The following is a 22,341-nucleotide window of genomic DNA, read 5'->3' on the forward strand; positions in this document are numbered from 1 at the left end:
AGCGGTTGGCCGCGACAGTGATAAGAAAGAGAAGCGCCGCGGAAGGATGGCAGCGGCGGTTGCGTGACGCTATTTTTTCTTCGCCGGCGGCAGATCCGTACAACTGCCGTGGGCGACTTCGGCCGCCATGCCGAGGGTTTCGCCAAGCGTCGGGTGCGGGTGGATCGTTTGGCCGATGTCAATGGCGTCACAGCCCATTTCGATCGCCAAGGCGATTTCGCCGATCATGTCGCCCGCCGAGGGGCCGACGATGCAGCCGCCGACGATGCGGTGATTGTCGGCGTCGAACACCAGCTTGGTAAAACCGTAGTCGGCGCCGTTGGCAATGGCGCGCCCCGATGCCGCCCAGGGGAAAACGGCGGTGTCTATCTTGCGCCCATCCCGCTTGGCCTGATCCTGCGTGAGGCCGACCCAGGCAACTTCCGGATGGGTGTAGGCCACGCCGGGGATGACGCTGGCGTCGAAGCCTGACGGACGACCAGAGGCGACTTCTGCGGCGACGTGCGCTTCATGCACGGCCTTGTGCGCCAGCATCGGGTTGCCGACGACATCGCCGATGGCAAAAATGTGCGGCACGTTGGTGCGCATTTGCGCGTCGACCGGAATGAAACCGCGTTCGTTGATCGTGATGCCGGCTTTTTCCGCGGCGATCTTTTTGCCGTTGGGCGTGCGGCCTGCCGATTGCAGGATCATGTCGTAGCGCACGGCCTCGGTCGGCGCCTGTTCGCCTTCAAACTTGACCCACAGCCCGTCGTCTTTGGCCTCAACGGCGACGGTTTTGGTCTTCAGCATGATGCGTTCGAAACGATGCGCGTTGCGCTTCTCCCAGACTTTGACGGCGTCACGATCGGGACCTTGCATGAGCACATCGAGCATTTCGACGACGTCAATTTTGGCGCCGAGCGTTGAGTACACCGTCGCCATTTCCAGACCGATGATGCCGCCGCCGATGACCAACATTTTTTTGGGAAGGGCGCGTAGTTCCAGAGCGCCGGTGGAATCGACAATGCGTGGGTCGTTCGGCAGGAAAGGCAAGTGCACCGGCGTCGAGCCGGCGGCAATGATGCATTTCTGGAAGCGGATGTGTTTTTTCTCTCCGGTCTGTGTTTGCCCCTCACCGCTGGTCAGCGCCACTTCCAGATGATGTGCGTCGAGGAAACTGCCGACGCCGCGCACAATGCTGACTTTGCGCGCTTTCGCCATGCCGGCGAGGCCACCGGTCAGCTTGGCGACGACGCCCGCCTTATGCGCGCGCAGCCGGTCGATATCGACCTTGGGCGCGGCAAAGCTGACGCCGCAATCGGCCAGATGGGCGGTTTCATCAAGCAGGCTGGTGACGTGCAGCAGTGCTTTGGACGGAATACAGCCGACATTGAGGCAGACGCCGCCCAGCGTGGCATAGCGTTCGACGAGCACGGTTTTCATGCCCAGGTCGGCGCTGCGGAACGCGGCCGAGTATCCGCCCGGACCGGCGCCTAGCACGAGCATTTCGCATTCGATATCCACGGCGCCTGTGTAAACATCGGCCGCGATAGGCGCGGGTGCCGGCGTAGGTGGGGAGGCAGTGGGGGCAGATGCCGGCGCCGTTGGTGCGGTGGCCTGCGGAGCAGGCGCTGCGGCAGACGCTGCTTTCTCCGCCGGCGCCGCTGCGCCGGCCGTTGCCGCCCCTTCAATACGGGCGATCAGACTGCCCTCGGAAATCTTGTCGCCCACCTTGACCGTGAACTCCTTGAGCACCCCGCCAACCGGACTGGGCACGTCGATGGTGGCCTTGTCGGATTCAAGCGTCAGCAGCGGGTCTTCCGCCTGCACGGTGGCGCCCGGCTCGACCAGCAGCTCAATGACCGGTACATCATGAAAATCGCCGATGTCCGGCACCTTGACTTCAATTATCTGGCTCATGGCGTCTCCTCAGACCAGTGCCCGACGCATGTCGGAGAGCAATTGTGCGACGTAGGCGTTAAAGCGCGTGCCGAGCGCGCCGTCGATGACGCGGTGGTCGGCCGATAGGGCCAGCGGCAAGGTCAGGCGCGGGGCGAAGGCCGTGCCGTTCCAGACGGGCTTCATGAGCGAGCGGGAGACGCCGAGAATGGCGACTTCCGGCGCATTGACGATGGGTGAGAAGCTGATGCCGCCAATACCGCCCAGGCTGGATACGGTGAAACAGGCGCCCTGCATGTCGGCCGGCGCGAGCTTGCCGTCACGCGCTTTTTTGGCCAGCGCGCCGCATTCGGCGGCGATTTCGCTCACCGTCATGCGATCGACGCCCTTGATGACGGGGACAACCAGACCATTCGGCGTATCTGCGGCAAAGGCAATGTTGAAATATTTCTTTAGCACCAGCGTATCGCCGTCGAGCGAAGCGTTGAATTCCGGGAATTTCTTCAAGGCGAGCTGGCAAGCCTTGATGATGAAGGCGAGCATGGTGATCTTGGCGCCGCCGCTCTTTTCGTTTTCCTTGTTGAGCGCAAGGCGGAAAGCTTCCAGATCGGTGATGTCGGCCTCGTCATGATAAGTGACCGCAGGAATCATGACCCAGTTACGCGCCAGGTTTTGTCCGGAGATTTTCTTGATGCGCGAGAGCGGCTGGATTTCGATCTCGCCGAATTTGGCGAAGTCGATCTTCGGCCACGGCAACAGGTCAAGGCCGGTGCCGCCACTGCCACCGACAACACCCGCCGCGCCGGTGGCTGGCCTGGCTTGGAGGGTGCCTTTGACGAAAGCAATGAGGTCTTCGCGCAGAATCCGCCCCTTGGGGCCGCTAGCCGTGACCTGCGTCAGGTCGATACCCAGTTCGCGGGCAAGGCTGCGTACCGACGGGCTGGCGTGCGTCGTCTTGCTGGGCGTGGGCGGGATGGCCGTGGGGATTCCGGCAGGGGCGGATGCCCATTCGAGGGGTTGATTGGCCGGTACGTTCAGGGCGGGTGCAGATACGGGCGTTGGGGACGTTTGTATTGGCGCTGGTGCCGGCGCAGGGGAGGCGGTGGGGACGGATGCCGTCGCCGCCGGTGCGGTGGCCTGCGGAGCAGGCGCTGCGGCAGACGCTGCTTTCTCCGCCGGCGCCGCTGCGCCGGCCGTTGCCGCCCCTTCAATACGGGCGATCAGACTGCCCTCGGAAATCTTGTCGCCCACCTTGACCGTGAACTCCTTGAGCACCCCGCCAACCGGACTGGGCACGTCGATGGTGGCCTTGTCGGATTCAAGCGTCAGCAGCGGGTCTTCCGCCTGCACGGTGGCGCCCGGCTCGACCAGCAGCTCAATGACCGGTACATCATGAAAATCGCCGATGTCCGGCACCTTGACTTCAATTATCTGGCTCATGGCGTCTCCTCAGACCGTTAAGGGGTTGGGCTTGTTGCTGTCGATGCCGTATCGGGCAATGGCTTCTGCGACCTTGCGCGGCTCGATTACGCCGTCGTCCGCCAGCGCCTTGAGCGCGGCGACGACGATCCAGTGACGGTCGACCTCGAAGAAATAACGCAGCGCCTTGCGCGTGTCAGAACGGCCAAAGCCGTCCGTGCCGAGCGTGACGTAGCGGCGGTTGAGGAACGGGCGGATTTGTTCGGCGTACTGGCGAACGTAGTCGGTCGCGGCGATGATCGGGCCGCGTGTGCCATTCAGGCAATGTTCGATATGTGCCTGACGCGGTTTTTCCGTCGGGTGCAGCATGTTCCAGCGGGCCGTATCGGTGCCTTCGCGGGCCAGTTCGGAAAAGCTCGGGCAGCTCCACAGGTCCGATTCCACGCCCCAATCCGCCTTGAGCAGATCGGCGGCGGCGATGGCTTCCCGGAAGATGGTGCCGGAGCCGAGCAGTTGCACGCACGGCGCCTTGCCGGCGTCGGATGCGCCGCGGCGGAAGAGGTACATGCCCTTGATGATGTCCGCTTCGACGCCTTTCGGCATTTCCGGGTGCTCGTAGTTTTCGTTCATCACCGTCAGGTAATAGAACACGTCTTCCTGTTCGACAAACATGCGGCGCATGCCTTCGTGCATGATGACGGCGATTTCGTAGGCGAAGGTCGGGTCATAGCTGATGCAGTTGGGGATCAGCCCGGAAAGCACCAGCGAATGACCGTCTTCATGTTGCAGCCCTTCGCCGTTGAGCGTCGTGCGTCCGGCCGTGCCACCGATCAAGAAGCCGCGGGCGCGCTGGTCGCCGGCGGCCCAGTAGAGATCCATGGTGCGTTGCAGGCCGAACATTGAGTAACAGATGTAGAACGGAATCATCTGCTCCTTGTGCACCGAATAGGCAGTGGCGGCGGCGATCCAGTCGCTCATCGCGCCAGCCTCGTTGATGCCTTCCTGCAACACCTGGCCGGTCTTCGATTCCTTGTAGAACATGAGCTGGTCGTGGTCTTCCGGCAAGTAGTTCTGTCCGAGCTGGTTCCAGATGCCGATCTGGCGAAACAGCCCTTCCATGCCGAAGGTGCGCGATTCATCCGGCACGATGGGAACGACGCGCTTGCCGATGGCCTTGTCCTTGAGCAGGATGTTGAGTAGGCGGACGATGGCCATCGTCGTCGAGATTTCGCGCCCTTCGCCGGAGGCCCGGAGCAGCGGCTCGAAGGCCGAGAGCGGCGGAATTTCGAGCGGCGTCGCCTTGCTTGTGCGCTGCATGAGGATGCCGCCGAGCGCATTGCGCCGTTCGAGCATGTACTTGTATTCCGGCGAATCCTTGGCAAAGCGTAGGAAAGGCACCGATTCGATCTGATCGTCGGGCACGGGCAGCTTGAAGCGGTCGCGGAAGCCGATCAGCGCCTCGCGGTCAAGTTTTTTCTGCTGGTGCGAGATGTTCATTGCCTGGCCGGCTTCGCCCATGCCGTAGCCTTTCACGGTTTTTGCCAAAATCACAGTGGGCTGGCCCTTGTGTTCGACCGCGGCCTTGAACGCGGCAAAAATCTTGAAGATATCGTGGCCGCCGCGGTTGAGGTCGGCAATGTCGCGGTCGGTGTAGTCGGCGATGAGCGCCTTGAGTTCCGGGGTATTGAAAAAATGCTCGCGCATGTAGTCGCCGGGCTTGGCCTTGTAGGTCTGGTATTCGCCGTCGACGACTTCCATCATGCGTTTTCTGAGCAGGCCGTTTTTGTCGCGCGCAATGATGGGATCCCAGAAACGTCCCCAGATCAGCTTGATGACGTTCCAGCCGGCGCCGCGGAAAGTGCCTTCCAGTTCCTGGATGATTTTGCCGTTGCCGCGTACCGGCCCGTCCAGGCGTTGCAGGTTGCAATTGATGACGAAAATCAGATTGTCGAGCTTCTCGCGCGCCGCCATGCCAATGGCGCCGAGCGTTTCGACTTCATCCGTTTCGCCGTCGCCGATGAATGTCCAGACCTTGCGGTCGCTTGCCTCGATAAGGCCGCGGCTTTCCATGTAGCGCATGAAGCGCGCCTGGTAGATGGCCTGGATCGGCCCCAGCCCCATCGAGACCGTCGGAAAACGCCAGAAATCGGGCATCAGCCACGGATGCGGATAGGAGGGCAGCCCTTTGCCGTCGACTTCCTGGCGGAAATGATTGAGCTGGTCTTCCGTCAGCAGGTCCATCAGAAAGGCGCGGGCATAAACGCCGGGGATCGAATGCCCCTGGAAAAAGATGAGGTCGCCGCGCTGCGTTTCGTTCTGTGCCCGCCAGAACCAGTTGAAGCCGACGTCGTACAAAGCGGCCTGGGAAGCGAAGGAGGCGATATGGCCGCCGACGTTGGTGTTCCGGTTGGCGCGCACGACCATGGCCATGGCATTCCAGCGGATGTAATTGCGGATACGGATTTCGATATCCGGATCACCCGGATACGGCGGCTGCTGGTCGGCAGGGATGGTGTTGAGATATTCGGTGGTGGCGCTGTAGGGAATATTGATGCCTTCTTCGCGCGCCTGGGCGATCATCTGCTGGATCAAAAAATGGGCGCGTTCGGCGCCTTCATGCTCGATGACGCTCGCCAGCGCTTCCTGCCATTCGCGGGTTTCCTGCGGATCGGCGTCGACGCCGTGCTTCGTGTCAATTAATTCGCCTTGCGATGCCATGTCGTTCTCCTTGTCGGTAAGCGCATCCTGCCGAAAGCGCAGGGGAAACCCCCTTCGTCGCTGTCTGTTGTCCGGCCGCTGTTCGAGCGCTATTTTAGCCCCAAGTTTCAATGGGCTGCTGCGTGTTTGGGTGGTCTGACCGTCCTTGGGCGGAAATATTCCGGGGACGTTGGCTAGACACGGACTATCGGTGGCAAGTTCCGGACTTTCGTGAAGATTATGCGCGCAGATCAACAGGGCGATCGGGGCAGGGCATCGTCTCGATCGAGGGTGAAGATCATTCCTTCCCGTACCTTGCTGGCAGGCGTGCCGGTTACGCTTGCAGCCCCGGTCGGACTGTTAAAATTGCCGCATGAAAACAATGTGTGGACAGTCATGAGCAGCAAAGAAAGACAGGTGTTCGGAGAAACGGTGTCCGGAAAAACGGGTACGGCAGATACGGTGGATATGGCAAATACGGTAGATAGGGCGGATGCGGCGAATATGGCGGGAAAAAAGGCCGAGGATCGGCGCCAGGCTGCGGCGCCTGCGCGTCTGGTGATCGCTTCGCGCGAATCGCGCCTGGCGATGTGGCAGGCGCAGCATATCCGCGACCGGTTGCGGACGCTGTATCCGGAAACGGCGGTCGATATTCTCGGCATGAGTACGCGCGGCGACCGGATTCTCGATCGGCCGCTGGCGCAGATCGGCGGCAAGGGGCTGTTCATCAAGGAACTCGAAACCGCGATGCTGGAGGGGCGCGCCGATCTGGCCGTGCATTCGCTCAAGGACGTACCGATGGAGATGCCAGACGGCTTCATGCTGGCGGCGATCGGCGTGCGTGAAAATCCCTGCGATGCCTTCGTTTCCGGACGTTACGCCCGGTTGGATGCGCTGCCGGCCGGTGCGGTTCTCGGCACATCCAGTCTGCGTCGGGCGGCGCTCATGCGCGCCCGTTATCCGCATCTGCGCGTCGAATCGCTGCGCGGCAATCTCGACACCCGCCTGCGCAAGCTCGATGAGGGGCAGTACGACGCGATTGTTCTGGCCGCGGCAGGCCTCATCCGCCTAGGTTTGCAGGCACGTATCCGCGCCGTGCTTGCGCCGGAAGTATCGCTGCCCGCGCCGGGACAGGGCGCGCTGGGCATCGAAATCGCCGCCGAACGGAAAGACCTGTTGCCGTGGCTCGCTCCGCTGAACGACGCTGCGACGGCATCGTGCGTCACGGCCGAGCGCGCCTTTTCGCGTGCCTTGGGTGGCAGTTGCCAGGTGCCGCTCGGGGCTTATGCCGTGATCGAGACGCACGCCGGTGCGCCGGTTTTATGGCTGCGTGGCTTCATCGCGACGCCGGACGGTGGGCGTATCGTGCGTGGTGAGCAGCACGGTGCGCCTGAGCATGCCGCACATTTGGGCAGCTCGCTGGCGCAGCAGCTACGCGCGGCAGGAGCTGACGACATCCTGGCCGCGCAAGGGGGGGCATGATGCAAGCGAATGTGCCGGGCAGTCTGCATGGACGGACGATTCTCGTTACCCGACCGGCGGCGCAGGCGGACGCGCTGTCCGGCATGATCGCCCGCCTCGGTGGCGAGGCGCTGAGTTTCCCTTTGCTAGAAATCTCGCCCGCCGCGGATACAGCGCCCATACGGGCCGCCGGCGCACGTCTGGAAGCCTATGCCCTGGCAATCTTCATTAGCCCGAATGCCGTCGAATACGGCCTCCCGCCGCTGCTGGACGGGCGTTCGGGCTGGCCGGAGGGCGTACAGGCAGCGGCGGTCGGGCCGAGCACGGTGGCGGCGCTGGCGGCGCGTGGCGTGCAAGGCGCGCTGGCTCCTTCCGAGCGCTTCGATTCAGAGGCTTTGCTGGCGCTGCCTTTCTTTCAGGCGTCGCGCGTTGCCGGGAAGCGGGCTTTGATTCTGCGCGGCAACGGCGGCCGCGAGCTGCTCGCCGAAACGCTACGCGCGCGTGGGGCGACGGTGGACTGCGTCACTTGCTATCGACGCTCGGGGCCGCAGGATGCGACGCCGCTTCTGGACTGGCTGCGCGCCGGCCGCCTGGACGCAATTGCCATTTCGTCGAGCGAAGGGCTGCGCCATCTCTGGGCGCTGCTCGATGCATCGGCGCGCCAGCGCTTGTGCCGTCTGCCGCTGTTCGTGCCGCATGCGCGCATTGCCGAGCAGGCTCGGGCGCTTGGCTTGCACCGCGTCGTTACCACCGCGCCGGCCGATGCCGGCATTGTCGATCGCTTGCGGACGTTCGACTGGCCGCGTCAGTGAATTTCGCTTTCCCCGCGGCGCGTAGATACGGCCGGGTGCCATTTCGCCGTTGATAAGCCTGGGGTGCGCCGGGTAGCGTTGCCGATTTTGCGCTGCCGGTCTCAGCGTGTCATGGCGCGATGGCCGATGTCATGCCGATACTGCATGCCTTCAAAGTGGATGCGTTCCACGGCGGCGTAAGCCGTTTTTTGCGCCATTTTGATGTTGTTGCCCAACGCCGTGACGCAGAGTACGCGACCGCCGGCGGTGACGACCTGGCCCGCTTTTTCAGCGGTACCGGCGTGGAAAATCTGTACGGCGTCATCGACCTCGTGCGTGCCGGACAGACCGCCGATGGCATCGCCCGTGCGCGGTGCGCCGGGGTAGCCGGCGGCGGCAAGCACGACGCCCAGCGCGACGCGGTGATCCCAGGCGGCTTCAGCCTGGTCGAGCGTACCGGCAACGGCGTGTTCGAGCAGGATATGCAGATCCGATTTGAGGCGCATCATGATCGGCTGCGTTTCCGGATCGCCCAGGCGGCAGTTGAATTCGACGACCTTGACCGCGCCGTCCTGACCGATCATCAATCCGGCGTAAAGAAAGCCGGTGTAGGGGATGCCGTCGGCGGCCATGCCGCGCACCGTCGGCAGGATGATCTCGCGCATCACTTTGGCGTGAAGTTCCGGCGTGACCACTGGCGCCGGAGAGTAGGCGCCCATGCCGCCGGTGTTGGGGCCGGCGTCGCCATCGAAAATACGCTTGTGGTCCTGGCTGGTGGCCAGCGGCAGGACATTCTTACCATCGACCATGACGATGAAGCTGGCTTCCTCGCCGGCCATGAAATCTTCGATCAAGACACGGGCGCCGGGTGTGCCGGGCGCTGTGCCGGAGAACATGTGGTCAATGGCACGGTGTGCTTCGGCAAGCGTTGTGGCGACGACGACGCCCTTGCCGGCGGCTAGTCCGTCGGCTTTGATGACGATTGGCGCGCCTTTGCGCTCGAGGCAGGCGTGTGCGGCGTCCGCATCGGTAAAGGTTTCGAAGGCGGCGGTCGGAATCTGGTGCCGCGCCATGAAGCGCTTGGCAAAATCCTTGGAGCTTTCGAGCTGCGCGGCGGCGCGGGTCGGGCCAAAAATCTTCAGCCCGCGGGCGCGGAAAAGGTCGACGATGCCGGCGGCGAGCGGCGCTTCCGGCCCGACGACGGTGAGATGGATTTTTTCCCGTTCGGCAAAGTCGGCCAGTGCGGTGAGGTCGGTGAGCGGCAGATTTTCCATCAAGGGCGCATGATGTGCCGTGCCGGTGTTACCGGGTGCAATATAGATTTTCCCCACGTCAGCGGCCTGGGCCAGTCGCCAGGCCAGAGCATGTTCACGGCCGCCAGAGCCAATGATGAGAAGTTTCATGTTTTCCCCTTGTGTTTTTTATCAAATGCCTCTCGAACGCCTTGCCAAATCGGCGCGGACGCAGCGTGGCGTTATCGGTTTTTCGTCCGGTGGCAGCTGAACGTTGGCAACGTATCCGGTCGGCAGAATTTTTTCATGACCTTACCCCCAAGGCCGATATCGTATTTCGCCCGGATTGTGCGGGCAAGCGCTTTGACCTCGCAGCGCGGATTCGATGTGGCATCTTTTCCGCCTGAATGGGTCTTGCCAGGTCGGTCGCCGTGTGTCGTGCGGCCCTGCCCGGAAGGCTGCCGGCTTTTGGCATGCCTTGGGTGCAGCCGTGATGTACAGATGATGTGGCGCTGGCGTGGGACCGTGGCGAAAAGGGAATCAGTGCCGAAAGTGCCGTATGCCGGTAAAAACCATGGCGATGCCATGTTCATCAGCGGCGGCGATCACTTCGTCATCGCGCACCGAGCCGCCCGGCTGGATAACGGCGACCGCGCCGGCTTCGGCCAAGGTGTCGATGCCGTCGCGGAAGGGAAAGAAAGCATCCGATGCGACGACTGACCCTTTAAGTGTCAGTCCGGCGTTTCTGGCCTTGATGCCGGCGATGCGCGTCGAATCGACGCGGCTCATCTGACCGGCGCCGACACCGAGCGTCATGCCGTTGCCGCAAAAGACGATCGCGTTGGATTTGACGAACCGAGCAACGCGCTCGGCAAAGAGCAGGTCTTCGACCTGCGCCGCCGTGGGCGCACGCCGGGTGACGCACTTGAGGTCGCTGGCCTGCACGGCAAAATTATCTGCCGTTTGCACCAGCAGGCCGCCGCCGATGCGCTTGAATTCGAGGGTATGACCAGTATCGCCTGCATGCGTGGCTGGCAAGGGTACGGTCAGCACGCGCAGGTTAGTTTTGGCGGCAAGCGCGGTTTTGGCCTCGGCGGTGAAGGCCGGGGCGACCAGCACCTCGACGAAATGCTTGCGCGCGTTGATCGCGTCAATTACGTCGAGATCAACTTCACCGTTGAAGGCGAGGATGCCGCCGAATGCCGAGGCGGGATCGGTCTGAAAGGCTTTTTCATAGGCTTGAACCAGCTGGCCGGCGATGGCGACGCCGCACGGATTGGCGTGCTTGACGATGACGCAGGCCGGTGTGGTGAAGCACTTGACGCATTCCCAGGCGGCATCGGCATCGGCGATGTTGTTATAGGAAAGTTCTTTTCCCTGTAGCTGGCGGTAAGCGGCGATGCCGCCGGTACGGCCGGAGTGGCTGGAGTGACTGGATAAGGGCGTTGCATCGCGGTAGAAGGCGGCGCGCTGATGGGCGTTTTCACCGTAGCGCAGGATTTCGGCGCGATCGAAAGCCAGCTGCAGGCATTCCGGAAAGCGCGACGGTACGGATGACGCGGTGGTGGCCACTTCGGTGGCGGGTGTTTCGGTCGGGTTCCCGGATGGCGCTTCGGCATTTTCCGGCAGTCCGGTCAGCCAGTTGGCGATCATGCCGTCGTAACGTGCAGTGTGGACAAACGCTTTTTTGGCCAGCGCGAAACGGGTCGCCAGCGAAAGCTCGCCGTCGCCGTGCTGCATTTCGCTCAACAGGCGCGGGTAGTCGTCCGGGTCGGTGACAACCGCGACTCCCGTATAGTTTTTTGCCGCCGAGCGGAGCATCGCCGGGCCGCCGATATCGATATTTTCGATCGCTTCGGCCAGGGTGACGCCGGGTTGGGCGATGGTCGCCGCAAAGGGATAGAGGTTAACGCAGACGAGGTCGATCGTCGGGATGCCGTGCGTTTTGAGGGTGTCCATATGCGCCGGCAGATCGCGGCGGGCGAGGATGCCGCCATGTACTTTTGGATGCAGCGTCTTGACGCGGCCGTCGAGCATTTCCGGAAAGCCAGTGTAGTCGCCGATTTCGGTGACGGAGAGCCCGGATTCGCGCAGCAGTCTGGCGGTGCCGCCCGTCGATAAAAGGTGGACGCCCTGGGCGGCGAGTCCGCGCGCAAATTCAAGGGCGCCGCGTTTGTCGGAAAGGCTGATGAGGGCTTGGCGGATTTTCATGGTTGGCGTTTGTCAAAATTTGGCGCCGGACTGGCGCCGGATTGGTGTTGGCCCGGCGCCGGCTTTGCCTGGTTTTACTTGTATGCGAGCTGATGCTCGGTGAGTTTCTTGCGCAGGGTGTTGCGGTTGATGCCGAGGATTTCCGCAGCCAGCGTCTGATTGCCGCCCGCGCGTTCCATGACGACCTGGAGCATCGGGCGTTCGACGCGCCTGAGCACCATGTTGTAGACGGCGACAGGTTTTTCGCCGTCCAGCGTTTCAAAGTAGCGGGTCAGCGCTGCGTGAACGCAGGCGTGGATATCGTGTTCTTGATTCATGCGGCTAATACTCCAGAGTCTTCGATCGGCGCATGCGGCGCATGCGAATCGTAGGCCAGACGTTCGTCTTTTTCGGCCAGAGTAAAGAAAAAGTCGTTGACGGCGTTGCGCTGTCCGGTGATGTCGGGCAGCTGATTCATGGCATGGCGGAAGGCGGCCGATCCGGCCAAGCCACGGGTGTACCAGGCAATATGTTTGCGTGCCACGCGCACGCCGGCATCGATGCCGTAGAAGGCATATAGATCTTCAAGATGGGCGAGCAGAATCGCGTGAATTTCATCGACGCGCGGCGGCAGAAGATGCGTGCCGGTGGAAAGGAAATGCTCAATCTCGCGGAACAGCCAGGGGCGGCCCTGTGCGGCGCGGCCGATCATCAGCGCGTCGGCGCCGGTAACGGCGAGCGCATGCCGGGCCTTTTCAGGTGAAACAATGTCGCCGTTGGCAATGATCGGAATATGCGCAGCTGCCTTGACGGCGGCAATGGTGGCGTACTCGGCCTCGCCGCGGTAAGCATCGGCGCGTGTACGGCCGTGGATGGCCAGCGCCCGGATCCCCGACTGCTCGGCGATTTTGAGGATGTTCAGAGCATTGCGGTTGGCGCTGTCCCAGCCGGTGCGGATTTTCAGTGTCACCGGCGTCGCCGGCACGGCCTTGACGACGGCTTCCAGAATGCGGCCGACCTGCCTTTCGTCCTTGAGCAATGCCGAACCGGCCATTACATTGCAGACTTTCTTGGCCGGGCAGCCCATGTTGATGTCGATGATCTGCGCGCCACGCTTGACGTTGTAGCGCGCTGCCTCGGCCATCATCTCCGGCACTGCGCCGGCAATCTGGACGGAGATGGGTTCGACTTCGCCGCTGTGATCGGCGCGCCGCCGCGTCTTGGCGCTGCCGTAAAGCAGCGAGTTCGACGTGACCATTTCGGAGACGGCCAGACCCGCGCCCATCTTTTTGCACAGCTGGCGAAACGGGCGATCGGTCACGCCCGCCATCGGTGCGACGAAAAGATTATTGCGGAGCGTGAAGCCGAGAAAGTCCATGGGTGAAAGAAAAGGGTCGCAGGGATGGAAGTGAAATCAATAAAAAGCCTCGTCAAAGCCAAACTGGCAACACGGTGGCAGTGCTGATCAAGGCCGAACGGCAAAAGTCGGTGACGGGCACATACGACGATTCAGGAAAAAGCGATTCTACCTGCTTTGCTGTGCAAGGACTGTCAGGAAGTGTACAGAGTGTATGTGCGCAAGTTCCCTAAAGTACGGAGAATCGGGCGAGCAGCCCCGCCTGGAGCGGGCTGCCGATGCCACGCCCGTCATCACCGTCTGTCTGCTTTGCCGGCAGGCGGCGAATCATGCCGGCCTTAGTATTCCGTATCGGGCTTATCCGCTGTTTTGTCGTCCGGCTCGGGCAGGACGATGTTGACCTCAAGCACCTCGTAGTTCCCCTGCTTTTCCAGCGACACTTTGATGTCATCCGGATTGATCGACACGTACTTGGAAATCACGGCGATCAGTTCCTTCTGCATCTTGGGCAAAAACTCTTTTTTGCCCGACAGGCCGCTGCGTTCGTGCGCAATGATCAGTTGCAGGCGCTCCTTGGCCGTTGCGGCGGATTTCAGTTTGTTGCCGAACAGGCGTGAGAACAGGGACATTTATTTCCCTCCGAAAAGGCGGCGGAGCAGGCCAGGCTTTTCGTAATCGACGAAGCGCAGCGGCAGGTTTTTGCCTTCCTTGTCGAGGAAGCGGTCGACCACGTCGGCGTATGCCTGCGCCACGTCGCTGTCCTGAATGTGGATGACTGGGGTGCCTTGGTTGGATGCCTGCAACACGGTTTCCGACTCGGGAATGACGCCGATGATCGGAATCCGCAGGATTTCCTGCACATCCTTGTACGAGAGCATTTCCCCGTCATCGACCCGCTTGGGCGCGTAGCGGGTGAGCAGCAGATGTTCTTTGACCGGTTCGTCGCCGGAAATGGCGCGCCGGGATTTCGCCTGGATAATGCCGAGAATGCGGTCAGAGTCACGCACGGAAGAAATTTCCGGATTGGTCACGATGATCGCCTCGTCGGCGAAGGTCAGCGCCATGACCGCGCCGTGCTCGATGCCGGCCGGCGAGTCGCAGACAACGTAGTCGAACGCCATCTGTTCGAGTTCCTTGAAGACCTTCTCAATGCCTTCTTCGGTCAGCGCGTCCTTGTCGCGCGTCTGCGAGGCGGGGAGCACGAACAGATTGTCGTTGCCGCAATGTTTATCCTTGATCAGGGCTTGGGTCAGCGTGGCTTCGCCATGCAGGACATTGACCAGATCGTAGACGACGCGGCGTTCGCATCCCATAATCAGATCGAGGTTGCGCAGGCCGACGTCGAAATCGATGACGGCGGTTTTATGGCCGCGCAGCGCAAGGCCGGATGCAAAGCTGGCGCTGGTGGTGGTTTTGCCGACGCCCCCTTTGCCGGAGGTCACGACGACGATTCGTGCCATGGCGGTCTCCCGTCAAAAAGAAAGGATTCTACCTGTTGCCGGAATTTTTTCCTGTTCGGCCGCCGGTCGTCGGCCGAAAGGGCGCGCTCAGTCGGTTTTCAGCGCCCGGATGTCCAGCCAGTCGCGCGCTTCCACCGTGTCATGGCAAAGCCGGATTTGCGCCGGTCGTCCGGCCAGGCCGTCGGGAATGCCGTGTTCAAAGGTGCGGTAGAGTCCTGCGATCGAGACCAGTTCCGCCTCCAGGCGCGTAGTGAAAATACGCGCGCCCGCATCGCCGGAAGCGCCGGCGAGCGCCCGGCCGCGCAGGGGCGCATAGATGTGGATGCTGCCGTCGGCAATCACCTCGGCGCCGGCATTGACGGCCGCCAGCATGACCAGATCGCCGCCGCGGGCGTAGACCTGCTGACCGGAACGCAGCGGCCGGTCGATGATCAGCGTCTGCGCGACGGGCGGCGCATCGGGTGGCATATTGGACAGCATATCGGGCGGCGTTCCGGACGCAGGCTCGCCTGCGCTTTCGGGGCGGGCTTCGGATGGAACGTCCGGTGCGGCAGTGTCGGGGTGGATGTCGTCTCCGGCGGTGAGGGGGGCAAGCGCCTCGGCGCGAGCGGGATGCCGAAAAGCTGTTAGCGGCGGCAGGCCGGCTTCGGCAGCGGCGGCCCGCAGCGCATCGCTGCCGCCGCTCACGCCGATGATGTACAGGCCGTGACGCTGGAAGAGGGCGGCGATGGCGGCCCAGTCGGGCGATTCAGGCAGGCTGTCGTCTGCCGCCTCGGCCAGCGGGTCAAGCTCAAGTACGGCGGCCTCACCGTCAAAAAACGCTTCGTCGCCAAACAAATCGGCTGCACAGGTAGCCAACGAATCCGGCTGAAGCGAGCGCAGGGCAATGCTGATGACGGGGAGCGTGGTTCCTTTGAATTCAATGAGGCGGATTTTCTTGCGCGTGCGCGCCATGGCAGCCGATCCTGAAAATTGACGAGATGGGTGAGTCTAGCCGAGCTGGCGAAAATGTGGAATGCGATGCAAACCGGTGGCGGAGCGGCCGAGGCGCCAGCGGTTTAGGCGGGGGCGTGAGCGTTTCTGCCGACACCCAGCAAACGCTGTACAAGCGTCGTATAAATTCCTTTTGTATTCAATGCCTTGTAGCCCTAGTGTATAGGGCGTTTGCGGGCCGTGGGTCTTAAAAGGCCTCGCGTAGGCCGGTTTCATCCTTTTTGTTCTGCGTGTTGGTGAGTGCGCACGCCCGTGCCAGACCGACCTGCCATCAGAGAAGGTCTGCAGAAAATGGCACGCCGAGGGTAATGTCGTCGAATTTAGCCATGGCGCATCAGGGCTTCGATATCGGCGATCGCCCTAGGCGCGCGGGTATACACCTCGCAGCCCGTGTCGGTGACGAAAACGTCGTCTTCGATGCGGATGCCGATACCTTGCAGAGGTTCGGGCGCGCCGGCATCGGCGCGCAGGTACAGCCCCGGCTCAACGGTCAGCGCCATGCCCGGGCGCAGGCGCGTCCAGTCTTCGCCCGTCTTGTAATCGCCGACATCGTGTACGTCGAGGCCGAGCCAGTGTCCGGTGCGATGCATGTAGAACGGCTTGTAGGCCTCACGTTCAATCAGGCCGTCGATGTCGCCGGAAAGTACGCCGAGATCGACCAGACCGCGTACGAGGACGCGCACGGCCGCGTCGTGATACGCCGAGAAAGACGCACCCGGGCGGATCGCTTCAAAGGCCGCTGTCTGCATGGCCAGAACGATTTCGTAAGCAGCGCGCTGCGCGCCGGTGAAGCGGCCGTTGACCGGGAACGTGCGCGTGATGTCGGCGGCGTAGCCGTCGAGTTCGCAGCCGGCGTCGATCAGCACCAGTGTGCCGTCGGCAAGCGGTGCGTTGTTGTCGGTGTAATGCAGGACGCAGGCGTTGGCGCCGCCGGCGACGATGGGCGGGTAAGCATGGCCGCCGGCGCCGCGGATGCGGAATTCGTGACTGAGTTCGGCTTCCAGCACATATTCCCGATGGCCGGGGCAGCAGGCGCGCATGGCGCGCAGATGCGCATCCGAGGAAATGTCGGCGGCGCGACGCATGATGTCAATTTCAAAGGCATCCTTGATCAGGCGCATGCGCTGCAAAGGTTCGCGGATGTCGCGCAGGACGGCCGGTGCGCGTCGGCCCGCACGCGACTGGGCGCGGACGCGGTTGAGTGCGTCGATGATTTGCCGGTCTTGCCCAGCGTCCTGGCCGACGGCATACCACAGGGTTTCGTGCCCGGCGAGGAGGTCCGGCAGCGCATCAGCGAATTCAGTGAAAGGCCGTGTTTCGTCGAACCCGAAGATTTCGCGCGCAGCGGTGGGGCCATAGCGGAAGCCTTCCCAGATTTCGCGTTCCTCATCTTTGTCCCGGCAAAACAGCAGGGTGCGCGGCGCGTTGCCGCCGATGAGCACGAGCACGGCTTCCGGTTCGGGGAAGCCGGTGAGATACCAGAAATCGCTGTCGAAGCGGTATGGATACAGGATGTCGCGGTTGCGCGGGCGCTCTGGTGCGGCAAAGAGCAGGGCGATGCCCTCGCCGATATCTTCGAGAAGGCGCTGGCGGCGCCGGTGGCAGGGTTCGAGGTTGAGGTTCATGAGCGTGTCCAATGTTCAGGCGCGGGCGGGGAGGATCGTCGGCTGTATATGGCAGGTGGCTGCGGCAAGCTGTCGGTCGAGTTCATGCAGTCGTTCCGGCGTGCCAACATCGCTCCAGCAGCCGGCATGATATTCGCCGTGAATGGTGTGTTGACCGATGCCAGCATCGAGCAGGGGGCGCAGCTTCATGACGGCGCCGGCCGGGACGCCGGTGAAAAAGGCGGGCGAAAAGATGCCGATGCCCGCGTAGGTCAGGGAAGTTCCCGCGCCGTCGGCGGCGTAACGAAGAGCATTGCCGTCGAGGCAGAAATCGCCGCCGGCATGGTGCGCCGGGTTATCGACGAGGATGAGATGCGCAAGATACGCGGGCGTATCGGGCGTATCGGTTTCGTGGGCGGCCATCTGTTCGGCCACGGCGAAGGCGCGGGTGAAATCCCAGTCGCACCAGATGTCGCCGTTGACCACGAGAAAGGGCGCTTCGCCCAGCAGCGGCAGGGCGTGGGCAATTCCGCCTGCAGTTTCCAGCGCGCCGGGTGGTTCGGGTGAATAGCGGATGGCGAGGTTCCAGCGCGCGCCGTCGCCGAGCAGCGTCCGGATGCGTTCGCCCAGCCAGGCGGTATTGATGAGGATGTCGCGGAATCCGGCGTCGGCAAGCCGTTCCAGATGCCAGACGATCAACGGTTTGCCGCCTGCGCAGAGCAGCGGTTTGGGGGTGGCGTCGGTCAGTGGACGCATGCGTTCGCCACGGCCGGCGGCGAGGATCATCGCCTTCATCAGAAGGTTAATCCCGTTTCGTGCGGCCGGTTCTCCAGCCGGTCAAGCAGGCGCGCCAGCGGCCGCAGTTCGGCGTAACGCCTAGCCGTGCGGCGCAGGTAGGCCATGACGCGCGGCATGTCTTTCAGGTAACCGTCCTTGCCGTCGCGGTGGTAGAGGCGGGCAAAAATGCCAAGTACCTTGAGCTGGCGCTGCGCGCCCATCCATTCGTAATCACGGTAGAAAGCGTCGAAATCGGCCCGTACCGGCAGGCCGGCGGCGCGCGCGGCTTCCCAGTAACGGATGACGAAATCGAGTTCCTGCGCTTCTTCCCAGGCGATATAGGCGTCGCGGTAAAGCGAAACAGGGTCGTAGGTGATCGGCCCGTACACCACATCCTGGAAGTCGAGAACGCCCGGATTGGCGGTAGTGAGGGAATGAGCGGGCGTCGGCGCCTCTCCGATAAGCATCAGATTGCGCGAGTGGTAGTCCCGATGGACAAAGACCTGCGGCTGCGCCAGATTGTTATCGAGGAGCGCAGCGAAAACGGCGCGCAGATCGGCCATCTGACTGGCATCGAGCGTAAGACCGAGGTGCCTGGCGATATACCAGTCCGGAAACAGATCGAGTTCTCGTTGCAGCAGTGCGCGGTCGTACACGGGCAGAACGCCGGGGCGGCTAGCGCACTGGAGTGCGATGAGCGCAGCGTTGGCGTCACGGTAGAGCGCGGGCGCCGTCCGTGCGTCGAGTACGTCCAGGTAGGTGGTGCGGCCGAGGTCGGAGAGCAGCAAAAATCCCTGTTCAAGGTCGGCGGCGAGCACTTCGGGAACATGGACGCCCGCCTCATGAAACAGCGACGCGATGCGGATGAACGGGCGGCAGTCTTCGTATTCCGGCGGGGCATCCATGATGATGCGCGTCGTGCCGTCGGGCAGATCAAGGCGAAAATAACGGCGGAAACTGGCGTCGGATGAAGCCGGCGCACAGGGCAGCGGCGCTTCGCCGGGCTGGCGCGGAAAGAGTTGATCGAGCCAGTCGCGCAACTGGCGGGTACGCGGCATGCACCCTCCTGAAGATGAAAAGATGAAATAAAGCGGTAGATGCTAGAATGCGTCAATTTTAGCATTCACGCCGTACGCCTTTGCGGCCGGAAGCAGCGCTCGCCGCGCAGGGTTTCGCCCGTTCCGGCTTTCCCTGGCGGTGGGGTATGGCAGGCAAGGTAGCCATAATTTATGGTGGTCGATGGCGTAATTGATGACGAAGGGCAGATGAAACCGACAGTGCGGCATAAACCGCTGGCACAGTGCTTTTTGTTCGGCATGGCCGGGTTAATGACCGGCGGACATGCCCTGGATGTGCAGGCAGAGCCATTGCGCATCGATCCGGCCCTGCTCGCGCCCGAGCTGCGGGAAGCTGCCCGTGAAGCCCCGTCCGGCGCGGCCTCCGGTGGCCGTGCTGAGGCGGCGGAAACTATGCAGGCGGTCTCCGCGCCTGCCAATACACAGCCCATTGCCGCGTCGCGCGCGCCCAGGCCGACAATATCCGCGCCAGCGCCAGTTTCTTCAGCTGCCGTTGATTCACTCGCTCCGCCCGCCCGCCCAGCGGCTGATGCCGCGCCTGTTCCTGCGGCGCCTGCCGCTGTTTCGCCAACCCCGCATGCTTCGGCCGCTTCCGTCGCACCGTCGGCACCGGCATCCCGCCCGGCCGCACCCGCCGTCGTTACTGCGCCTGCACCTGCTGCCGTGTTCGACATCGATACGTCTGCGGTTTCCGCACGGCCGGCAAATGCGAAGCCACACGAAGCATCGGCCGCCAAATCGCCCGCCGCATCCTTGCCGCATGTCGATCCGTCCTTGCTGGGGGATTCTTCTGCACATGCCGCATCGCCCGGACAGGCGGCTCCGCCTTCTTCTTCTGAAATGCCGGCGGCGTCCGCAGCCGCTCCCGTCACATCCGCCGAACCTGCCGTTGCAGGCACGTCGGCGGGCATGCCGGCGGCTTCCGGCGCCCCATCCGCATCCTGGGCCTTGCCGGCGGATGCAGGATCGGGCAGGGAGGCGCGTGTGGCCGATACCTCTCCTGCCTTGACCTTGCGTCGTTCGGCCGCGGTATCACCGGTGGTCTCGGCAGATAGAGAAGATGCCCGTCCTGCCTTCCTGAGTGCGCAGCGGGTAGGCGGTGACGGAGAACGCGAACTGAGCGCCGAAGGCGATGCCGAGTTGCGCAAGGTGGATGTGACCGTCAATGCGGACCGGATGACCTACTGGCCGGTCGAGGATGAGGTGGAGGCGGAAGGGCGGGTGCGTCTCGCACAAGGACAGGACACCGTGACTGGGCCGAAGATGCGGCTCAAACTCGAGGATCAGGTCGGCTTTTTCGAGCAGCCGGAATTTAGTTTCAAACGCAGTCCGCAGTCTGCCAACCCGTCGGCGGCGGATATCGCGTCGGCCGAGCGCTATCTTGAACAGCGCCGCCAGAATTACTGGCATTCCGGTTTTGCCATGCCGCTGACGACCGAGAGCGTCGAGGCGATGAGTGGAAAAGGACAGACGATGTCCGACGTGCGCGGTGATGCTGAGCGCATCGATTTCGAAGGCGAAAACCAGTACCGTCTGAGCGACAGCCGGTTTACGACGTGTGCACCGGGTGACGATAGCTGGTATCTACGCTCGAACAAACTCAAACTCGACTATGACTATGAACAGGGTGAGAGCCAGGCATCGACGCTGTATTTCAAAAATGTCCCTATCCTGTACTGGCCCAATTGGTCGTTCTCGCTTAACCGGCAACGCAAGTCGGGTCTGCTGACGCCAAGCTTCGGAATGAGCAGCAGCAACGGCGTCACCCTGAGCGTACCGTATTACTGGAATATCGCACCGAACCGCGATGCGACGATTACAACGCGCCTGATCAGCAAGCGCGGGATACAGTTCGATGTTCTGGGGCGTTATCTCAACACAGCCTGGGGCGGCCGTTATGAGGGCGAGGGACGCGTCGAATATCTGCCGAGCGACCGGCAGTACGACAATAAAAACCGCTACGGCATTGCGTTCTCACATCGCCAGTTTACAGGCAGCGGTTTTTCTGGCGAGTTCAATTACAACCGGGTGTCGGATGACCACTATTTCACCGACCTATCGAGCCATGTGACTGCGACCTCGCAGACGCAATTGCTCCGGCAGGCGAAGGTGAGCTACGGCGGTGGCGGCTGGTGGAACGCTACCGTCGACTTCCAGGGCTATCAGACTTTGCAGCCGGATGCGAATAACCCAGTGCTCGAGCAGTACCGCATGCTGCCGCAGATTACGCTCAATGCGCGCAAGGCGGATCTGTATTCTGCCGACGCCAGCTTCATGGGCCAATTTACCGCTTTCTCCAAGCCGAAGCAGATCATCAACGGCATGACCGTCACTGCGCCGGAAGGGCGCCGTCTGGTGTTATACCCGCAACTGGCTTTGCCGTATGTACGGCCGGGCTGGTATATCACTCCCAAACTGGGTCTGAATATTCGCCATTATTCCCTGTCGAACCGGGAGGCCGGTACGCCGAAGTCGATCAGTTCGACACTGCCGATTATGAGCATCGATTCGGGGATGACTTTCGAGCGGGACAGCCGGTGGTTTGGCAAGAATTATCAGCAGACGCTGGAACCGAGGCTGTATTACGTCAATATTCCCTATCGCAATCAGGATGCGATCCCGGTCTTCGATACGGCTCTGGCCGATTTCGATTTCGCGCAGCTGTTCTCGGAAAACCAGTTCTCCGGCTGGGACCGCATCAACAACGCCAACCAGTTGACCGCCGCAGTGAGCAGCCGCCTGCTGGAGCCGAATTCCGGTGCCGAGATTGCACGGGCGACGATTGGTCAGCGTTTCTATTTCACGCGTAACAAGGTGGGCTTGAGCGCCAATTCGATCGCCAGCAGCGAGGGGCGCAGCTGGGATAAATCCGATTTTCTGGCGGCATTCAGTGGCCAGGTGCTGCCGCGCGTCTATGCGGATTTCGCTTCGCAATACGATGTGCGCGACAGGCAGGTCAAGCGCCTGTCGGCCGGCGTGCGTTACCTGCCTGCGCCGGGCAAGGTGCTCAATGTCGCCTATCACTACAATCGCGATCCCAGCGCGCCGGTCAAGCAGATCGACCTGTCCGGGCAATGGCCGCTGACGGGACGGTTGTACGCCGTCGGCCGCTACAACTATTCCTTCCGCGACGACGGCGCGGTGTTGTCTACCGTCAGTCAGCGCGGCCGTCTGATTCAGGCGGTCGCCGGGCTGGAGTACAACGGCGGCTGCTGGGTGGTGCGCGGGGTTGTCCAGCGCCTGGCGCTGACTTCGGAAAAAGCCTCGTCAGCTTTCTTCCTCCAGCTTGAACTGAATGACTTCACCAGCATCGGCTCCAATCCGATCGATATGCTGCGCCGCAATATCCAGGGTTACAGCCTGATCAACGAGCCGGTCAAAGATTCCATCTATGTGCATTGAG

At 62.4% G+C, this 22,341-nt stretch carries 16 protein-coding genes; 3 read left to right on the forward strand and 13 right to left on the reverse strand.

Annotated elements, in window-relative coordinates; translation table 11 throughout:
• Window positions 1-69: 69 nt before the first annotated feature.
• From lpdA to aceE, 3 genes are read right to left on the reverse strand one after another with little or no spacing between them, the layout of a single operon-like run.
• Window positions 70-1,902, reverse strand: a complete 1,833-nt coding sequence (gene lpdA, locus ABCS64_RS01285) for a dihydrolipoyl dehydrogenase (RefSeq protein ID WP_418890133.1) — start codon at window positions 1,900-1,902, stop codon at window positions 70-72.
• A gap of 9 nt (window positions 1,903-1,911) precedes the next feature.
• The gene (gene aceF, locus ABCS64_RS01290; RefSeq protein ID WP_418890134.1) at window positions 1,912-3,321 is read right to left on the reverse strand and encodes a dihydrolipoyllysine-residue acetyltransferase; all 1,410 of its coding nucleotides are present in this window, start codon (window positions 3,319-3,321) and stop codon (window positions 1,912-1,914) included.
• 9 nt (window positions 3,322-3,330) lie between these two features.
• On the reverse strand, window positions 3,331-6,018 hold the full coding sequence (aceE, locus tag ABCS64_RS01295) for a pyruvate dehydrogenase (acetyl-transferring), homodimeric type (protein ID WP_418890293.1): 2,688 nt from the start codon (window positions 6,016-6,018) through the stop codon (window positions 3,331-3,333).
• A gap of 483 nt (window positions 6,019-6,501) precedes the next feature.
• On the opposite strand from aceE, the gene hemC reads away from it, so the two are divergent.
• Entirely contained in the window at window positions 6,502-7,479 is a 978-nt protein-coding gene (gene hemC, locus ABCS64_RS01300; protein ID WP_418890294.1) for a hydroxymethylbilane synthase, read from the forward strand.
• Window positions 7,476-8,270 carry a uroporphyrinogen-III synthase gene (locus ABCS64_RS01305; protein WP_418890135.1) on the forward strand — a complete coding sequence of 265 codons (795 nt, stop codon included), beginning with the start codon at window positions 7,476-7,478 and terminating at the stop codon, window positions 8,268-8,270. Before hemC ends, ABCS64_RS01305 begins: the two co-directional genes overlap by 4 nt.
• Before the next feature lie 101 nt (window positions 8,271-8,371).
• Here ABCS64_RS01305 and purD read toward each other — a convergent pair whose 3' ends face one another.
• The 10 genes from purD to ABCS64_RS01355 all read right to left on the reverse strand — a co-directional run bounded on the left by purD (window position 8,372) and on the right by ABCS64_RS01355 (window position 18,920).
• Window positions 8,372-9,652 (reverse strand): phosphoribosylamine--glycine ligase, encoded by a 1,281-nt coding sequence (gene purD, locus ABCS64_RS01310; RefSeq protein WP_418890136.1) that lies wholly within the window; start codon window positions 9,650-9,652, stop codon window positions 8,372-8,374.
• Window positions 9,653-10,021: 369 nt separating this feature from the next.
• Window positions 10,022-11,692, reverse strand: coding sequence for a bifunctional phosphoribosylaminoimidazolecarboxamide formyltransferase/IMP cyclohydrolase (gene purH / locus ABCS64_RS01315; protein ID WP_418890137.1), 1,671 nt, complete (start codon window positions 11,690-11,692; stop codon window positions 10,022-10,024).
• Between the two features lie 74 nt (window positions 11,693-11,766).
• The gene (locus tag ABCS64_RS01320) at window positions 11,767-12,009 is read right to left on the reverse strand and encodes a helix-turn-helix domain-containing protein (RefSeq protein WP_418890138.1); all 243 of its coding nucleotides are present in this window, start codon (window positions 12,007-12,009) and stop codon (window positions 11,767-11,769) included.
• Window positions 12,006-13,049 carry a tRNA dihydrouridine synthase DusB gene (gene dusB, locus ABCS64_RS01325; protein ID WP_418890139.1) on the reverse strand — a complete coding sequence of 348 codons (1,044 nt, stop codon included), beginning with the start codon at window positions 13,047-13,049 and terminating at the stop codon, window positions 12,006-12,008. Before dusB ends, ABCS64_RS01320 begins: the two co-directional genes overlap by 4 nt.
• Before the next feature lie 317 nt (window positions 13,050-13,366).
• Window positions 13,367-13,657, reverse strand: a complete 291-nt coding sequence (gene minE, locus ABCS64_RS01330; RefSeq protein WP_418890140.1) for a cell division topological specificity factor MinE — start codon at window positions 13,655-13,657, stop codon at window positions 13,367-13,369.
• Window positions 13,658-14,488: a septum site-determining protein MinD gene (gene minD, locus ABCS64_RS01335; RefSeq protein WP_418890141.1), complete on the reverse strand. Its 831-nt coding sequence runs from the start codon at window positions 14,486-14,488 to the stop codon at window positions 13,658-13,660.
• Window positions 14,489-14,575: 87 nt separating this feature from the next.
• The gene (gene minC / locus ABCS64_RS01340) at window positions 14,576-15,442 is read right to left on the reverse strand and encodes a septum site-determining protein MinC (RefSeq protein ID WP_418890142.1); all 867 of its coding nucleotides are present in this window, start codon (window positions 15,440-15,442) and stop codon (window positions 14,576-14,578) included.
• Between the two features lie 359 nt (window positions 15,443-15,801).
• Entirely contained in the window at window positions 15,802-17,106 is a 1,305-nt protein-coding gene (pepP, locus tag ABCS64_RS01345; RefSeq protein ID WP_418890143.1) for a Xaa-Pro aminopeptidase, read from the reverse strand.
• A 15-nt stretch (window positions 17,107-17,121) separates the two neighbouring features.
• Window positions 17,122-17,880, reverse strand: coding sequence for an N-acetylmuramate alpha-1-phosphate uridylyltransferase MurU (murU, locus tag ABCS64_RS01350; RefSeq protein ID WP_418890144.1), 759 nt, complete (start codon window positions 17,878-17,880; stop codon window positions 17,122-17,124).
• Entirely contained in the window at window positions 17,880-18,920 is a 1,041-nt protein-coding gene (locus tag ABCS64_RS01355) for an aminoglycoside phosphotransferase family protein (RefSeq protein ID WP_418890145.1), read from the reverse strand. Before ABCS64_RS01355 ends, murU begins: the two co-directional genes overlap by 1 nt.
• Before the next feature lie 207 nt (window positions 18,921-19,127).
• Here ABCS64_RS01355 and ABCS64_RS01360 point away from each other — a divergent pair, with 207 nt between their 5' ends.
• On the forward strand, window positions 19,128-22,340 hold the full coding sequence (locus ABCS64_RS01360; protein ID WP_418890146.1) for an LPS assembly protein LptD: 3,213 nt from the start codon (window positions 19,128-19,130) through the stop codon (window positions 22,338-22,340).
• Window position 22,341 lies beyond the last annotated feature (1 nt).

Source organism: Dentiradicibacter hellwigii, from assembly GCF_041770905.1.
GTDB lineage: Bacteria > Pseudomonadota > Gammaproteobacteria > Burkholderiales > Rhodocyclaceae > Propionivibrio > Propionivibrio hellwigii.

What these genes read in the sequence shown, in the direction of transcription:
- lpdA (WP_418890133.1), bottom strand. Translation starts at nt 1,902, where the DNA reads ATGAGCCAGATAATTGAAGTCAAGGTGCCGGACATCGGCGATTTTCAT.
- aceF (WP_418890134.1), bottom strand. Translation starts at nt 3,321, where the DNA reads ATGAGCCAGATAATTGAAGTCAAGGTGCCGGACATCGGCGATTTTCAT.
- aceE (WP_418890293.1), bottom strand. Translation starts at nt 6,018, where the DNA reads ATGGCATCGCAAGGCGAATTAATTGACACGAAGCACGGCGTCGACGCC.
- hemC (WP_418890294.1), top strand. Translation starts at nt 6,502, where the DNA reads ATGGCGGGAAAAAAGGCCGAGGATCGGCGCCAGGCTGCGGCGCCTGCG.
- ABCS64_RS01305 (WP_418890135.1), top strand. Translation starts at nt 7,476, where the DNA reads ATGATGCAAGCGAATGTGCCGGGCAGTCTGCATGGACGGACGATTCTC.
- purD (WP_418890136.1), bottom strand. Translation starts at nt 9,652, where the DNA reads ATGAAACTTCTCATCATTGGCTCTGGCGGCCGTGAACATGCTCTGGCC.
- purH (WP_418890137.1), bottom strand. Translation starts at nt 11,692, where the DNA reads ATGAAAATCCGCCAAGCCCTCATCAGCCTTTCCGACAAACGCGGCGCC.
- ABCS64_RS01320 (WP_418890138.1), bottom strand. Translation starts at nt 12,009, where the DNA reads ATGAATCAAGAACACGATATCCACGCCTGCGTTCACGCAGCGCTGACC.
- dusB (WP_418890139.1), bottom strand. Translation starts at nt 13,049, where the DNA reads ATGGACTTTCTCGGCTTCACGCTCCGCAATAATCTTTTCGTCGCACCG.
- minE (WP_418890140.1), bottom strand. Translation starts at nt 13,657, where the DNA reads ATGTCCCTGTTCTCACGCCTGTTCGGCAACAAACTGAAATCCGCCGCA.
- minD (WP_418890141.1), bottom strand. Translation starts at nt 14,488, where the DNA reads ATGGCACGAATCGTCGTCGTGACCTCCGGCAAAGGGGGCGTCGGCAAA.
- minC (WP_418890142.1), bottom strand. Translation starts at nt 15,442, where the DNA reads ATGGCGCGCACGCGCAAGAAAATCCGCCTCATTGAATTCAAAGGAACC.
- pepP (WP_418890143.1), bottom strand. Translation starts at nt 17,106, where the DNA reads ATGAACCTCAACCTCGAACCCTGCCACCGGCGCCGCCAGCGCCTTCTC.
- murU (WP_418890144.1), bottom strand. Translation starts at nt 17,880, where the DNA reads ATGAAGGCGATGATCCTCGCCGCCGGCCGTGGCGAACGCATGCGTCCA.
- ABCS64_RS01355 (WP_418890145.1), bottom strand. Translation starts at nt 18,920, where the DNA reads ATGCCGCGTACCCGCCAGTTGCGCGACTGGCTCGATCAACTCTTTCCG.
- ABCS64_RS01360 (WP_418890146.1), top strand. Translation starts at nt 19,128, where the DNA reads ATGAAACCGACAGTGCGGCATAAACCGCTGGCACAGTGCTTTTTGTTC.